Here is a 14,121-nt window from a genome sequence, read left to right as displayed (position 1 = left end):
CCCCCGACTGCCTCCGGGCACGTGCGAAGGGGCGTCCAGTCCCAGCGCCTATGATCTCGTCATGACAGACGCCGCCGCGAGCAGCCCGACGCCGCCGCGCGCCGGTGGTGGCCTGCGCCCGCGCTGGGCCCGTCTCGGCGGGAGCAGGACGGCGGCTGTCAACCCGGCCCTGGAGCCACTGCTGCGCTCGGTCCGCGCCACCCACCCCAAGGCTGACCTGTCGCTCATCGAACGGGCCTACGAGGTGGCCGAGCGTGAGCACCAGGGCCAGAAGCGCAAGAGCGGCGACGCCTACATCACCCACCCTCTCGCGGTGGCCTCGATCCTGGCCGAGCTCGGCATGACCCCCTCGACCATCGCGGCAGCGCTCCTGCACGACACGGTGGAGGACACCTCATACTCCCTGGACCGGTTGCGCTCGGAGTTCGGTGCCGAGATCGCGATGCTCGTCGACGGCGTGACCAAGCTCGACAAGATGACCTACGGCGAGGCGGCGCAGGCCGAGACCGTGCGCAAGATGGTCGTGGCGATGGCCAAGGACATCCGGGTGCTGGTCATCAAGCTCGCCGACCGCCTGCACAACGCCCGCACCTGGCGCTACGTCTCGCCGGAGTCGGCGGCGCGCAAGGCCGGCGAGACGCTGGAGATCTACGCCCCGCTGGCCCACCGGCTGGGGATGAACACGATCAAGTGGGAGCTGGAGGACCTCTCCTTCGCCCAGCTCTACCCCAAGGTGTACGACGAGATCGTCCGGATGGTCGCCCAGCGTGCGCCGGCTCGCGAGGAGCTGCTCTCCGAGATCCGGACCCAGATCACCGAAGAGCTCAAGGACAGCAAGATCAAGGCGACGGTTACCGGGCGACCGAAGCACTACTACTCGGTCTACCAGAAGATGATCGTGCGGGGGCACGACTTCGACAAGATCTACGACCTGGTGGGCGTGCGGGTCCTCGTCGAGTCGATCCAGGACTGCTACGCGGTGCTCGGTGCCCTGCACAGCCGGTGGAACCCGGTGCCGGGGCGGTTCAAGGACTACATCGCGATGCCGAAGTTCAACATGTACCAGTCGCTGCACACCACGGTCATCGGGCCCGAGGGCAAGCCGGTCGAGATCCAGATCCGCACCTACCAGATGCACCGCCGTGCGGAGTACGGCGTGGCCGCGCACTGGAAGTACAAGGAGCAGGGGCCGGACGGGGCCACGACCGGCGCCGGCGCGGACGGCGGGCCTGGGCCCCTCGAGGGTATGCAGTGGTTGCGCCAGCTCGTCGACTGGCAGCGCGAGACCGCTGACCCGGGAGAGTTCCTCGACTCGCTGCGCTTCGAGATCGGGGCCGCCGAGGTCTACGTCTTCACCCCCGGCGGTGACGTCATGGCGCTGCCGGCGGGTGCGACCCCCGTCGATTTCGCGTATGCGGTGCACACCGAGGTCGGGCACAAGTGCGTCGGCGGCCGGGTGAACGGCAAGCTCGTGCCGCTGGACTCCGAGCTGGTCAACGGCGACGTGGTCGAGATCATCACGAGCAAGGCCGAGGAGGCCGGGCCAAGCCGTGACTGGCTCAGCTTCGTCAAGAGTGCGCGGGCCCGCAACAAGATCCGTCAGTGGTTCACGCGCGAGCGGCGCGAGGAGATGGCCGACTCCGGCCGCGACCAGATCGCCAAGGTGCTGCGCAAGCAGAACGCCCCGCTGCAGCGGCTGATGTCCCACGACACGCTCAACGCCGTCGCAGGCGACCTCAACTACAAGGACATCGACGGGCTGTTCGCGGCGGTGGGGGAGGGACACGTCTCGGCGGCGCACGTCGTCTCCCAGCTGGTCGCGACCCTGGGCGGCGAGGACGGTGCGGAGGAGGACCTCGCCGAGGCCACGCGCCCGCGGCGGGGCCGTCCCGTGCACTCCGACCCCGGCGTCACCGTGGTCGGCACCGACGACGTGTGGGTCAAGCTGGCCAAGTGCTGCACGCCGGTGCCGGGGGACCCGATCCTGGGGTTCGTGACCCATGGGCGCGGCGTGTCCGTGCACCGCACCGACTGCACCAACGTCGAGCAGCTCACCGGCAACCACCCCGAGCGGATCATCCCGGTGGCCTGGGCGCCGACGGCGGCCAGCCTCTTCCTGGTCAACCTGCAGGTCGAGGCGCTCGACCGGCCGCGGCTGCTGTCCGACATCACGAACGCGCTGTCGGACCAGCACGTCAACATCCTGTCCGCGTCCGTGCAGACCGGCCGGGACCGGGTCGCGCTGAGCAAGTTCACCTTTGAGATGGCCGACCCGTCGCACCTGGAGTCGGTGATCCGCGCGGTGCGCCGGGTCCCTGCCGTCCTCGACGCCTACCGCGTCATCGGCACCGTCAGCACCGACCCCCACCGCCGCCACCGCACCGCCTGAGGAGAGCCGCCCGGCACATCCGGTGGGGCAGTGGGACGCGTCCGGTAGAGGAGCGCCCTCAGGCGGGGGCGAGGAACGCGGCCAGCGCCGCCGCGTAGGCCGCCTGGTCGAGCGTGCCGCAGATCTCGCGGGTGGAGTGCATCGACAGGACCGGCGCACCGAAGTCGACGGTGGTCGCGCCGGTCAGCGCCGAGGTCATCGGGCCGACCGTGGAGCCGCACGGCAGGTCCGAGCGCGTGACGAAGGTCTGCATCGGCACCCCGGCCTGCTCGCAGGCGAGGGCGAACGCAGCCGCCCCCAGCGCGTCGGTGGCGTAGCGCAGGTTGGTGTTCACCTTGAGCACCGGCCCCCCGTTCATGAGGATCGCGTGCTCGGGCTCGTGCCGCTCGGCGTAGTTGGGGTGCGTGGCGTGCGCCATGTCTCCCGAGGCGACCACCGACCCGGCCAGCGCCCGCCAGTAGTCCTCCCGCGTCCCTCCGGCGGCCAGGACGATCCGCTCCAGCCACGCCGGGAGGAACGTCGACTGCGCCCCGCGCTCGCTCGTGCTCCCCACCTCCTCGTGGTCGAACAGCACGATCACCGGGACCCACGGCTGCGGGGACGGTGCCTGCACGGCCGCCAGCAGCGCACGCACGGCGGCAAAGCTGGTGGCGAGGTTGTCCAGCCGCGCCGACGCGATGAGTTCGCCGGCGGTGCCGATCGTCCGTGCCGGCGTCAGGTCGTGCGTCATCGCGTCGAAGCCGAGCAGGTCAGCCGGGTCGACCTCCACCAGCTCGGCGAGCCACTCGCGGAACGAGCGACGCTCCAACCCCAGCCCCCAGTGCGGCGCGAGGTGCTGCTGGTCGTTGAGCACCAGCCCCTCGGTGCGCACGCCCCGGTCGAGGTGGATCGCGAGCTGCGAGACGCGGAGCAGCGGGTCGTCGGTCCGGAACAGCCGCTGGCCGACCCCTCCCGCCGCCCCCGCGTCACGCACGGCGACGCGCCCGGACAGCCCGAGGTCGCGGTCCAGCCACGAGTTGGTCAGCGCCCCGCCGTAGACCTCCACGCCCAGCATCTGCCACCCCGCCCGAGCCCAGTCGGGGCGCGGCTTGATCCGCAGGTTGGGCGAGTCGGTGTGTGCTCCGACGACCCGGTACGGCGTGGCCGGGGTCCTCGCGGCCCCCGCCTCCGCGGTGGACCAGGCCAGGAGGGACCCGCCCCGACGCACGACGTACCGGCCCGCGGCCGTGGGTGTGGGGTCCGTCTCGGCGACCTCGACGAAGCCCTCGGCGGTCAGCAGCGCTGCCGCCGAGCCGACGGCGTGGAACGGCGAGGGGGAGGCGTCGAGGTAGGCGCGGAGGCCGTCGGCGACCTCCACGACGTGGGTGGACAGCTCGGCGGAGTGGTGCACAGGTGGACCCTGCCGCTCAGCCGAGGTTGCCGCGGGCGGACTCGAGCCAGAGCCGCTTGGTGGCGAGCTCGGACTCGACCGAGGCGACCTTGCGGTCGTCACCCGCCGCCTGGGCGGCCGCGAGGTCGGACTCCAGTCCCTGGACGGCGCGCTCGAGCTGGTCGGTCATCGACTGTGCCCGGGCGGCGAGCTCGGGGTCGCTGCGCTTCCACTTGCGGTCCTCGAGGTCGCGGACCTGCTGCTCCACGGCCCGCAGACGTCCTTCGACCCGTCGGACGTCGTCGCGCGGCACCTTGCCGGCAGCCTCCCACCGCTCCTGGATCCGGCGCAGCTCTGACTTCGCACGGTCGAGGTGAGCCTCGTCGACCGTGAGCGCCTCGGCCTCGACGAGCAACGCCTCCTTGACCACGAGGTTCGCGGAGTACTCCGCCTCCTCGGCGGCCACCAACGCGTCCTTGGCGTCGAAGAAGGCGTCCTGCGCGGCCTTGAACCTGGCCCACAGGGCGTCGTCGTCGGAGCGGGAGGCGCGGCCGGCCCGCTTCCAGTCCTGCATGAGCCGCTTGAACGCCCCGGCCGTGGAACCCCAGTCGGTGCTCGTCGAGAGCACCTCTGCCTCCTTGACGAGCGCCTCCTTGGTCGCCTTCGCCTGCCCGTGCTCGTCGTCGAGACGGGCGAACCACGTCTTGCGCGCCTTGTCGAAGGCGGTGCGGGCGTGGCTGAACCGCTTCCACATCGCAGCCTCGGTGTCCTTGTCCAGGCGCGGGCCGGAACGCTGGTGGCTCTTCCACTCCTCCAGCAGCTCGCGCACGCGGGCGCTGGCCTGCTTCCACTGCATGCGTGCCGGCTCCGTCGCCGCCAGGGACTCCGCCTCCGCCACCAGCTTCTCGCGCTGCTCGGTCGCCTCCGCCTTGGCCGCGGCACGCGCCTGCGTCTCGGCCGCCGACTTGGCCCTGACCGCCTCCTCGAGGGAGACGACGGTGGCCTCGAACGCCCAGAGGTCACCCACGACGTGAGCCTCGCCGATCTGCTCCTTGAGGTGCGCCAGCGACTGCCGCGCGTCGTGCGCGGAGACCTCCGTGTGGGCCAGCCGCTGCGCAAGCAGGTCGGCCAAGGCGGCAAGCTCGTCGAACTTGCGCGCGAAGTAGGCCAGGGCCTCCTCGGGCGTGGCGCCGGGGTAGGAGCCGACGGCCCGCTCGGAGCCGTCCGCGGCGAGGACGTAGACGGTGCCGTCCTCGCCCACTCGTCCGTGCCGCGCCGAGTCGCTGGGGGTGGTCACCACGGCGACGGGCTCGAGCGGCGCTGCTCCCGCCGACTCCCCGCGCGCCGGGACCGCCGGGCGGGCCACCTCGTGCCGCCGACCGGCCAGCATCGCCGGCGACGGAGCGGAAGGGACAGGCTTGGGGGCAGGCTCGGGCTCGGGCTCGGGGGTGTGCTCGGGCTCGGGGGTGTGCTCGGGCTCGGGGGTGTGCTCGGGCTCGGGGGTGTGCTCGGGCTCGGGGGTGTGCTCGGGCTCGGGGGTGTGCTCGGGCTCGGGGGTGTGCTCTGGCGTCTGCTCGGGGGTCTGCTCAGCCTGCGGCGCCCGCTCTGCGGTCGGCTCGGCCTCCTGCGCCCGCTCTGCGGTCGGCTGGGCCTGCGGTGCCGGCTCGGGGGTCTGCTCAGGCTCGGGGGTCTGCTCAGGCTCCGGGGTCTGCTCCGGCGTCTGCTCGACCTGCGGTGCTTGCTCGGGCACGGGGGTCTGCTGGGGGTCCGGCGTCTGCTCAGGGGACTGCTCGGGCGCGGGGGTCTGCTCGGACACGGGGTTGGCCTCTCTCGACCTGCGGCGCGACCATCGGGGTCGGCTCGACATGGCATGACGGTGGTGTCCTGACGACACTACCCAACGGACCCCGTACCCGCCGGACCGGGACGACGGTGGGTAGGGTCGCACCGTGTTCGTCCGCAGCCTCGTCGCCGATGCCTTCGGCACCAACTGCTACATCGTCGCGCCCGCAGAGGGCGAGGAGTGCCTCGTCGTCGACCCGGGGATCGGGGTCACCGAGCGCGTCCGCGAGCTGTTGGCCGAGCACCGGCTGCGCCCGGCCGCGGTGCTGCTCACCCACGGCCACCTCGACCACGTCTACTCCGTGACGCCCGTCTGCGGCGGGACCCTGGGCGCCTACATCCACGGCGATGACCGCTACCGCCTCGAGGACCCGGTCGCGACGTTGCCCCCGCCCCTGCGCGAGGCCCTCGAGCAGCAGTTCGGCGGGCGGGCCACGTGGGCCGAGCCGGAGCGGGTCGTGGAGGTCACGGACCGTCAGGTGCTGGAGCTGGCCGGGCTCCGGGTCGAGGTGGCCCACGCGCCGGGGCACACCGAGGGCTCGGTCCTGTTCAGCCTCCCCGGCCTGCCGCACGGCATACCCGCCCCCGACCTCGACCGGACCGTGCTGTCCGGCGACGTCCTCTTCGCCGGGTCGATCGGACGGACCGACCTGCCCGGGGGCGACCCGGGGGCGATGACACGCTCCCTGCGTGACGTCGTCCTGCCGCTGGAGGACTCCACGCTGGTGCTGCCCGGGCACGGTCCGGCGACGACGATGGCGCGCGAGCGGGTGGCCAACCCCTATCTGCAGGGCCTCTAGACTCTGGCGGGTGATCACGCCCCGCACCCCGTCCGGAGTCCTCGAGCTTCTCCCCTCGGAGCAGATCGCCTTCCAGCGGATGCTCGACGCGATCCGCAGCGGCTACGAACGGTTCGGCTTTCTGCCGATCGAGACACCGGTGTTCGAGCTGTCCGAGGTCCTGCTCACCAAGACCGGGGGAGAGACCGAGAGGCAGGTCTACTTCGTGCAGTCCACCGGCGCGCTGGACAAGTCGCGCGCCGCGGTCGCCGGGGGCGGTGAGCCCGAGGTGCCCGAGATGGCTCTGCGCTTCGACCTGACGGTCCCGCTCGCCCGCTACGTCGCCCAGCACGAGCACCGGCTGACGTTCCCGTTCCGGCGCTACCAGATGCAGCGGGTCTACCGCGGGGAGCGCGCCCAGCGCGGTCGGTTCCGGGAGTTCTACCAGTGCGACGTCGACATCATCGGCAAGGACGAGCTGTCGATCCGGCACGATGCCGAGTGCCCGGCCGTCATCCACGCGATCTTCACCGACCTGGCGATCGGCGCCTTCACGATCAACATCAACAACCGCAAGCTGCTGCGTGGGTTCTTCGAGGACCTCGGTATCGCCGACGGCGAACGGCAGGCCGCCGTGCTGCGCGAGGTCGACAAGATCGACAAGCGCGGCCCCGAGCACCTGCGCTCGACCCTGACGGGCGAGGGCTTCGAGCTTGCCGCCGACGCGGTGGAGCGGCTGCTCGACTTCGTGTCCGGCCGCTCCACCTCGCACGACGATGCGCTCACCCGGCTGGACGCGCTCGTGCAGGCCTCGTCGGGCAGCCCCTCCCTGGTGGAGGGCGCCGCCGAGCTGCGCGAGGTGCTCGACCTGGTGCGCGCCCTCGGGGTACCGGAGTCCGACTACCGCCTCAACTTCTCCATCGCGCGCGGCCTCGACTACTACACCGGCACGGTCTACGAGACCGTGCTCGACGACCACCCGGAGATCGGCTCGATCTGCTCCGGCGGCCGCTACGAGGACCTCGCCGGCCACTACACCCGCTCGACGCTGCCGGGCGTGGGCATCTCCATCGGCCTCTCGCGCCTCTTCTGGCAGCTGCGCGAGGCCGGCCTGCTCGACGCCTCGACCTCCGAGTCGACCGTCCAGGTGCTCGTGCCCCAGGTCGACCCCGGGCTGCTCGACGCCCAGGTCGCGCTCGCGTCCCAGCTGCGCCACGGGGGCATCAACACCGAGGCCGTGCTCGACGGCGACAAGCTGGGCAAGCAGCTGCGCTATGCCGACCGTGCCGGGATCCGCTTCGTCGCGCTGCTCGGCCCGCAGGAGGTGGCCGATGGCACGGTGACCATCAAGGACCTGCGGCGCCAGGACCAGTTCACGGTGCCGCGCGACGAGGTCGTCTCTGCCCTGCGCGTGGAGCTGGCGCAGCCCCTGGTCTGAGAGCGGGCGCCGGACGACGCTTCAGCGGTCCCCGACGTCGACGGACAGGATGCTGACGGGCTGGGCGGGGGGACCGTCCGCCGCACCGCCCTGTGCTCCTGCGCTCGCGACGAGGTCCACGACGTCCATCCCCTCGGTCACCCGGCCGACGATGCTGTAGCCACCGCCCTCGGTCGGCAGCTCGCTGTCCTGGTGGACGATGAAGAACTGGCCGCCGTTGCTGTTCGGGTCCTGCGTGCGGGCCATCGCGACCGTGCCGCGGGGGTAGGCGCCGTCGGCGGGCGCGTTCTCGATGCCGTAGCCGTAGCCGGGGTTCCCGCGACCGGTGCCCGTGGGGTCGCCGCACTGGAGCACGTAGATCCCCGACGTGGTGAGCCGGTGGCAGGGGCTGTCGTCCCAGTAGCCCTCGCCGGCGAGGAAGAGGAAGGAGGTGACCGTCTGCGGGGCAGCGGCGGCATCCAGCTCCACCACGAGGTCGCCGCAGTTCGTCTCGACCACCGCGGAGACCGTGGCAGCGTCGCCCGGGTGCGGCGCGGGCAGGTCCTGCGGCGTGTAGGTGGGGACCTCGCTCCGCAGGGCCGGCGGTTCCTCACAGTCGGGGGCGGCCGTCGAGCCGGGCGGGGTCGTGCCACCGTCTCCGCAGCCGGTCAGGGCGAGGGTGGCCGCGGTGGTCACCGCGAGCAGGGTTCGACGCACGGGTGCCTCCGGGGGTGAGGGGAACGACGGTCGTTCAGTCTAGGTGCCCGCCCGGTGGCGGGGAAGGCGCGGCGAACTGTGCTAGCGTACTAGCGCGTTGTCACACCAGGACGAGGAGACGAGCCATGAAGCAGCGGGAGACGGGGCCGGCGCGGGTCGCCCAGGTCCGGGCCCAGCTCGCCGACGTCCTGGCGACCCTCGACGACCCGACCGACGTCGACGCCTTCCTCGAGGACCTCTGCACGCCCGCCGAGATCGAGGCGCTGGCCGACCGCTGGTCCGTGGTGCCGCTGCTGGCGCAGGGACTGTCCTACCGGCACGTCCACGAGGTCACCGGCGTCAGCGTGACGACCGTGGGACGGATCGCCCGCTGCCTGGAGGGCGGGGCCGGTGGCTACCGCGCGGCCCTCGCCCGCACCGCCGATCCGGCCGAGGAGCATCCCCGGGTCGCCGCGACGCCCTGAGCACCCCGACGACCGCGACGACGTCCCCCGCCCCGGCACACCGCATACCTCCTGACCCCGGAAGGTCCCGATGACCCCGCCTGCCCAGCCCCGCGACCGCCTCCGCGTGGCCCTCCAGAAGTCCGGCCGCCTCGGCGAGCCGGCGCGCGAGCTTCTCGCCTCGTGCGGCCTGACCTGGCGCGAGAGCCGCGACAAGCTGTTCTGCTACGGCGAGTCGCTGCCCGTCGACCTCCTGCTCGTGCGCGACGACGACATCCCCGGCCTGATCGCCGACGGCGTCTGCGACCTCGGCATCGTGGGCCGCAACGTGCTGGTCGAGCACGGGCTCGAGCGCGAGGCCTCGGGACGCCCGGCACGGCTGACCGAGTGGCGCCAGCTCGGCTGGGGCGCGTGCCGGCTCGACGTCGCCATCGAGGAGGACGACGAGTGGACCGGCCCCCAGCAGCTCGAGGGGTTGCGCATCGCCACGTCCTACCCCCGCACGCTGGCGCGGTGGCTGGCCGAGCAGGGTGTCGACGCCCAGCCGGTCCTGCTCAACGGCTCCGTGGAGATCGCCCCCCGCCTCGGCCAGGCCGACGTCGTGTGCGACCTGGTCTCGACGGGCGGCACGCTGCGGGCCAACCAGCTCAAGCCGGTCACCACGATCCTGCACTCCGAGGCCGTCATCGCCGGTCCGTCCGACACCCTCGACGACGGGCGGCAGGAGATCGCCGACCTGCTCATGCGTCGCCTCGACGGGGCACTGCAGCTCAAGGAGTCGCGCCTGCTCCTGCTGCGGTCGGACCGCCGGGTCCTGCCCGACGTGCTGGGGCTGCTGCCCGCCGGTCACGCGCCGACCGTGCTGCAGGTCGACGGGAGGGACGAGGTGTCCATCCAGGTGCTCGTCCACGGCCCGGTGTCCTGGGCCAAGCTCGAGGGCCTCAAGCACGCCGGCGCCAGCAACCTGCTCGTCCTGCCGGTCGAGGGGATGCTCGCATGAACGTGCTGACCTGGACCGAGCTGTCCGCGGCCGAGCGCACCGGGGCCCTGCGCCGGGCCACCGCCGCCGCCGGTCCGGAGGTGACCACCGGCGTGGCCGACATCCTGGAGCAGGTGCGCTCCGGCGGCGACGACGCCCTGCGCTCCCTCACCCGGCGCCTCGACGGGGCGGAGGTCGACGCGCTGGAGGTCCCGCCCGCCGACCGCGACGCGGCCGTGGCGTCCCTTGACCCCGTGCTGCGCCAGGCCATCACCGAGGCGGCGGGGCGCATCCGGGCCTTCCACGAGGCCGGGATGCAGCGCGGGTATGCCGTGGAGACCGCGCCGGGCGTCCTCTGCGAGCGGGTCGTCCGCCCGATCAGACGCGTGGGCCTCTACGTCCCGGCCGGGACAGCCCCGCTGCCCTCGACCGCCCTCATGCTCGGTGTCCCCGCCCAGCTCGCCGGCTGCCCCGAGGTCGTGCTCTGCACCCCGCCCCGACCCGACGGCACCGCCGACCCGGCCGTGCTGGCGGCCGCTGCCGAGTGCGGGATCACCCGGGTCTTCCTCGTCGGGGGTGCGCAGGCCGTCGCCGCGATGGCCTACGGCACCGCGTCGGTCCCGCGCTGCGACAAGCTCTTCGGCCCCGGCAACGCCTGGGTGACCGAGGCCAAGCGCCAGGTCAGCACCGCCGAGGGCGGCCCGGGCATCGACATGCCCGCCGGGCCGTCGGAGGTCCTGGTCATCGCCGACGCCGGCGCGGACGCGGAGTTCGTGGCGGCCGACCTGCTCAGCCAGGCCGAGCACGGCCCGGACAGCCAGGTCGTCCTGCTCACCGACTCCGCCGACCTCGCCGCCCGGGTGGCGCAGCAGGTGGAGGAGCAGGTCGAGTCCCTCCCGCGCGCGGACATCGCCCGCAAGGCGCTGGCCTCGAGCCGGCTCGTCGTCGTGCCCGACCTCGACACCGCCTTCGAGGTGTCCAACGACTACGCCCCCGAGCACCTCATCCTCAGCCTGCGCGAGCCGCGCGGCTGGGTGGACCGGGTGGACCGGGCGGGCTCGGTCTTCCTCGGGGACCACACCCCCGAGACCCTCGGCGACTACTGCTCGGGGACCAACCACGTCCTGCCGACGGCGGGGGCGGCCCGCTTCACCGGCGGCGTGAACGTGTCGGCCTTCCAGATCGCGATGACCGTCCAGCACGCCACCCCGGAGGGGCTGGCCGTCGTCGGGCCGTGCGCGGTGACCCTCTCGGAGGCCGAGCAGCTGCATGCGCACCAGCGCGCCGTGACCCGACGCCTGGACCGGCTCGCGGCGGGTGGCGCACCGTGAACGGGCCTCCCGGCTCCACGAGCCCCCTGGCGCTGGTGCGCGAGGACCTGCGCTCCTTCTCCGGCTACTCCTCCGCGCGGACCAGCGCGCCGGGCGTCCCGGCACGGATCTGGCTGAACGCCAACGAGTCGGGTGCCCCCAGCAGCTGCGACCCGGAGGGCACGAGCCGTCGGTACCCCGACCCGCAGCCGGCCGCCCTCGTCGAGGCCTTCGCCGACCACTGGGCCACCACGCCGGACCGTGTCGTCGTCGGACGGGGCAGCGACGAGCTCATCGAGCTGCTCGTGCGCACGCTGTGCCGCCCGGGCGGGGACGGGGTCGTCGTGTGCTCCCCGACCTTCGGCATGTATGCCGTGTCCGCCCACCTCCACGGGGTCCCGGTCACCGACGTCCCGCAGACCGACGACGAGCTGACCTGGCGCGTCGACACCGAGGCGGTGCGCGAGGCCGCCGTCGCCGCGGGGGCGAGGATCGTGTTCCTGGCCTCGCCCGGCAACCCCACGGGTGCCGTCGTCCCGCTGCACGAGGTCGCCGCCCTGACGGAGGCGCTGGCCGACCAGGCCGTGGTCGTGCTCGACGAGGCCTACGGCGAGTACGCCTTCCAGCGCTCGGCCGTCACCCTCCTCGAGGAGCACCCGACGCTGGTGGTCCTGCGCACCCTGTCCAAGGCCCACGCCCTCGCCGGCGCACGCCTGGGGATCGCCCTGGCCCACCCCGACCTGACCCGCGTGCTGCGCGCCGTCCAGGCGCCCTACCCGGTGCCGGTGCCGGTCAGCGAGCTCGGGCTCCACGCCCTCGGGGAGGAGGCGCTCGCCGCCACCCGCAGCCGCGTGGGGGAGACCCTGCGCCTTCGCGACACCGTGAGCCGGCTGCTGCGCGACCTCGACGGCGTCCGCGCCGTCTACGCCAGCGACGCCAACTTCGTCCTGGTCCGGTGCGACGACCCCGACGCGCTGCTGCATACCCTGGGCTCGGCCGGGATCGTCGTGCGCGACATGCGCCACCTGCCCGGCCTCCACGACGCCCTGCGCATCACCGTCGGCACCGCCGACGAGATGAGCGCCCTCGACACCGCCCTGAGGGAGAACCCCGCATGAGCACCGCCCGCCCCATCTGCTTCGTCGACCGCGACGGCACGATCATCCACGAGCCCGACGACCAGCAGGTCGACCGCCTGGACAAGCTGCGGCTCGTCGACGGCGTCGTCCCGGCCCTGCTGCGCATCCAGCAGGCCGGCTTCGACCTCGTCATGGTCAGCAACCAGGACGGCCTGGGCACCGACGCGTTCCCGCAGGCCGACTTCGACGCCCCGCACGAGCTGCTCCTGCAGATCCTCACCAGCCAGGGTGTGCGCTTCCGGGAGGTCCTCATCGACCCCAGCCCTGCCGGACCCGACGCCCCGTGGACCCGCAAGCCGGGCATCGGGATGGTCGTGCACCTGCTCAAGGACCGGTCCGTGGACTGGGAGCGCTCCGTCGTGGTCGGCGACCGGGACACCGACCGGCAGTTCGGCGACAACCTCGGCATCCGCTCCTACCTGCTGCCCTCGTCGGTCGCCCCGGCCCCCGGGACCACGACCACCGGAACCACGACCACCGGAACCACGACCCCCGCGACCACGACCTGGGAGCGGGTCGCCCACGAGCTCGCGGACCGGCCCCGCACGGCCCACGTCGAGCGCACCACCGCCGAGACCCGCATCGTCGTCGACGTCGACCTGGACCGCACCGGCGGCGCCGACGCGCAGACCGGTCTCGGCTTCTACGACCACATGCTCGACCAGCTGGCCAAGCACGGCGGCTTCGCGATGACGGTACGCTGCGACGGCGACCTGCACATCGACGACCACCACACGATCGAGGACGTGGCCCTGGCCGTCGGCGAGGCGATCCGCACCGCCCTGGGCGACAAGCGCGGCATCGGCCGCTACGGCTTCACGCTGCCGATGGACGAAGCACGGGCCAGCGCGGCGATCGACCTGTCCGGGCGTCCGTTCTTCGTCTACGAGGGCACCTTCGAGCGCTCGCACGTGGGGGAGTTCCCGACCGAGATGGTCGAGCACTTCTGGCGCTCGTTCGCCGACGCGATGCGCTGCACCCTGCACCTGACCGTGGTCGGGGACAACGCCCACCACCAGGTCGAGGTCGGCTTCAAGGCCGTCGCCCGTGCGCTCCGCATGGCGCTGGCCCGGCAGGGCGACGCCTCCGAGCTGCCCTCCACCAAGGGAGTGCTGTGACCCTGCGCGTCGCGCTCGTCGACGGTGGCGGCACCAACATCGGCTCGGTGAGCTACGCGCTCGAGCGCCTCGGCGCGACCTCCCGGCTGACCGCAGACCGCGCCGAGATCCTCGCCGCCGACCGGGTCGTCCTGCCCGGCGTGGGGGCCGCCGCCCCGGGTATGGAGCGCCTGCGCGCCTCGGGCCTGTCCGAGGTCCTCCGTGACGTCCAGGTGCCGCTGCTCGGCGTCTGCCTGGGCATGCAGCTGCTCTTCGACCGCTCCGCCGAGGACGGGGGCGTGGAGGCCCTGGGCCTCGTCCCGGGGAACGTCGTCGCCATCCCTGCCGGTCCAGGGGTGCGGGTCCCGCACATGGGCTGGAACACCCTCACCGACCTGGTCGACGACCCGCTGCTCGCCGGCATCGAGGAGGGGGAGCGGGCCTACTTCGTGCACAGCTACGCCGCGCCGGTAGGTCCCGCGACGCTCGCCTCGACCACCCACGGGCGGGCCTGGTCCGCCGTCGTCCGCTCCGGCCTGCACTGGGGCGCGCAGTTCCACCCGGAGAGGTCCGCGTCGGTGGGGGCACGGCTTCTGCGAAACTTCCTCCTGGAGGTCGGCCGCTGATGCCCGCCCCTGCC

At 73.0% G+C, this 14,121-nt stretch carries 12 protein-coding genes; 9 read left to right on the top strand and 3 right to left on the bottom strand.

Features of this window, described 5'->3' with window-relative positions; genetic code table 11:
* Positions 1-61: 61 nt before the first annotated feature.
* Entirely contained in the window at positions 62-2,389 is a 2,328-nt protein-coding gene (locus ACI3ET_RS04470; protein ID WP_405031760.1) for a RelA/SpoT family protein, read from the top strand.
* A gap of 58 nt (positions 2,390-2,447) precedes the next feature.
* Here the strand turns inward: ACI3ET_RS04470 and ACI3ET_RS04465 are convergent, their stop codons facing one another.
* Positions 2,448-3,779 carry a M18 family aminopeptidase gene (locus ACI3ET_RS04465; protein WP_405031759.1) on the bottom strand — a complete coding sequence of 444 codons (1,332 nt, stop codon included), beginning with the start codon at positions 3,777-3,779 and terminating at the stop codon, positions 2,448-2,450.
* Positions 3,780-3,795: 16 nt separating this feature from the next.
* Complete coding sequence (locus ACI3ET_RS04460) at positions 3,796-5,574, bottom strand: DUF349 domain-containing protein (protein WP_405031758.1); 1,779 nt, start codon at positions 5,572-5,574, stop codon at positions 3,796-3,798.
* A gap of 133 nt (positions 5,575-5,707) precedes the next feature.
* Here ACI3ET_RS04460 and ACI3ET_RS04455 point away from each other — a divergent pair, with 133 nt between their 5' ends.
* Positions 5,708-6,400 (top strand): MBL fold metallo-hydrolase, encoded by a 693-nt coding sequence (locus tag ACI3ET_RS04455; RefSeq protein WP_405031756.1) that lies wholly within the window; start codon positions 5,708-5,710, stop codon positions 6,398-6,400.
* A 10-nt stretch (positions 6,401-6,410) separates the two neighbouring features.
* On the top strand, positions 6,411-7,817 hold the full coding sequence (gene hisS / locus ACI3ET_RS04450) for a histidine--tRNA ligase (protein WP_405031755.1): 1,407 nt from the start codon (positions 6,411-6,413) through the stop codon (positions 7,815-7,817).
* Positions 7,818-7,838: 21 nt separating this feature from the next.
* On the opposite strand, the gene ACI3ET_RS04445 is transcribed toward hisS, so the two are convergent.
* Complete coding sequence (locus ACI3ET_RS04445) at positions 7,839-8,513, bottom strand: peptidylprolyl isomerase (RefSeq protein WP_405031753.1); 675 nt, start codon at positions 8,511-8,513, stop codon at positions 7,839-7,841.
* A gap of 125 nt (positions 8,514-8,638) precedes the next feature.
* On the opposite strand from ACI3ET_RS04445, the gene ACI3ET_RS04440 reads away from it, so the two are divergent.
* From ACI3ET_RS04440 to hisH, 6 genes are all read left to right on the top strand, one after another.
* Entirely contained in the window at positions 8,639-8,977 is a 339-nt protein-coding gene (locus ACI3ET_RS04440; protein WP_405031752.1) for a YerC/YecD family TrpR-related protein, read from the top strand.
* Positions 8,978-9,047: 70 nt separating this feature from the next.
* Entirely contained in the window at positions 9,048-9,956 is a 909-nt protein-coding gene (hisG, locus tag ACI3ET_RS04435; protein ID WP_405031751.1) for an ATP phosphoribosyltransferase, read from the top strand.
* Positions 9,953-11,266, top strand: a complete 1,314-nt coding sequence (gene hisD, locus ACI3ET_RS04430) for a histidinol dehydrogenase (protein ID WP_405031750.1) — start codon at positions 9,953-9,955, stop codon at positions 11,264-11,266. The genes hisG and hisD overlap by 4 nt, the downstream gene beginning before the upstream one ends.
* Positions 11,263-12,363, top strand: coding sequence for a histidinol-phosphate transaminase (gene hisC, locus ACI3ET_RS04425; protein ID WP_405031749.1), 1,101 nt, complete (start codon positions 11,263-11,265; stop codon positions 12,361-12,363). The genes hisD and hisC overlap by 4 nt, the downstream gene beginning before the upstream one ends.
* Positions 12,360-13,502 (top strand): bifunctional histidinol-phosphatase/imidazoleglycerol-phosphate dehydratase HisB, encoded by a 1,143-nt coding sequence (hisB, locus tag ACI3ET_RS04420; protein ID WP_405031748.1) that lies wholly within the window; start codon positions 12,360-12,362, stop codon positions 13,500-13,502. The genes hisC and hisB overlap by 4 nt, the downstream gene beginning before the upstream one ends.
* Positions 13,499-14,107 carry an imidazole glycerol phosphate synthase subunit HisH gene (hisH, locus tag ACI3ET_RS04415; RefSeq protein WP_405031747.1) on the top strand — a complete coding sequence of 203 codons (609 nt, stop codon included), beginning with the start codon at positions 13,499-13,501 and terminating at the stop codon, positions 14,105-14,107. The genes hisB and hisH overlap by 4 nt, the downstream gene beginning before the upstream one ends.
* Positions 14,108-14,121: the final 14 nt, after the last annotated feature.

The sequence above is a fragment of the Ornithinimicrobium jinqii genome (assembly GCF_045032595.1).
Taxonomy (GTDB): domain Bacteria; phylum Actinomycetota; class Actinomycetes; order Actinomycetales; family Dermatophilaceae; genus Ornithinicoccus.
Note: the sequence above shows the minus strand (reverse complement) of the source record. Positions and strands in the feature narration are given on the sequence as shown.

Bases quoted from the DNA above. Each gene is read 5' to 3' on its own strand.
- hisD (WP_405031750.1), top strand. From the start codon at position 9,953: ATGAACGTGCTGACCTGGACCGAGCTGTCCGCGGCCGAGCGCACCGGG.
- ACI3ET_RS04440 (WP_405031752.1), top strand. From the start codon at position 8,639: ATGAAGCAGCGGGAGACGGGGCCGGCGCGGGTCGCCCAGGTCCGGGCC.
- hisG (WP_405031751.1), top strand. From the start codon at position 9,048: ATGACCCCGCCTGCCCAGCCCCGCGACCGCCTCCGCGTGGCCCTCCAG.
- hisB (WP_405031748.1), top strand. From the start codon at position 12,360: ATGAGCACCGCCCGCCCCATCTGCTTCGTCGACCGCGACGGCACGATC.
- ACI3ET_RS04470 (WP_405031760.1), top strand. From the start codon at position 62: ATGACAGACGCCGCCGCGAGCAGCCCGACGCCGCCGCGCGCCGGTGGT.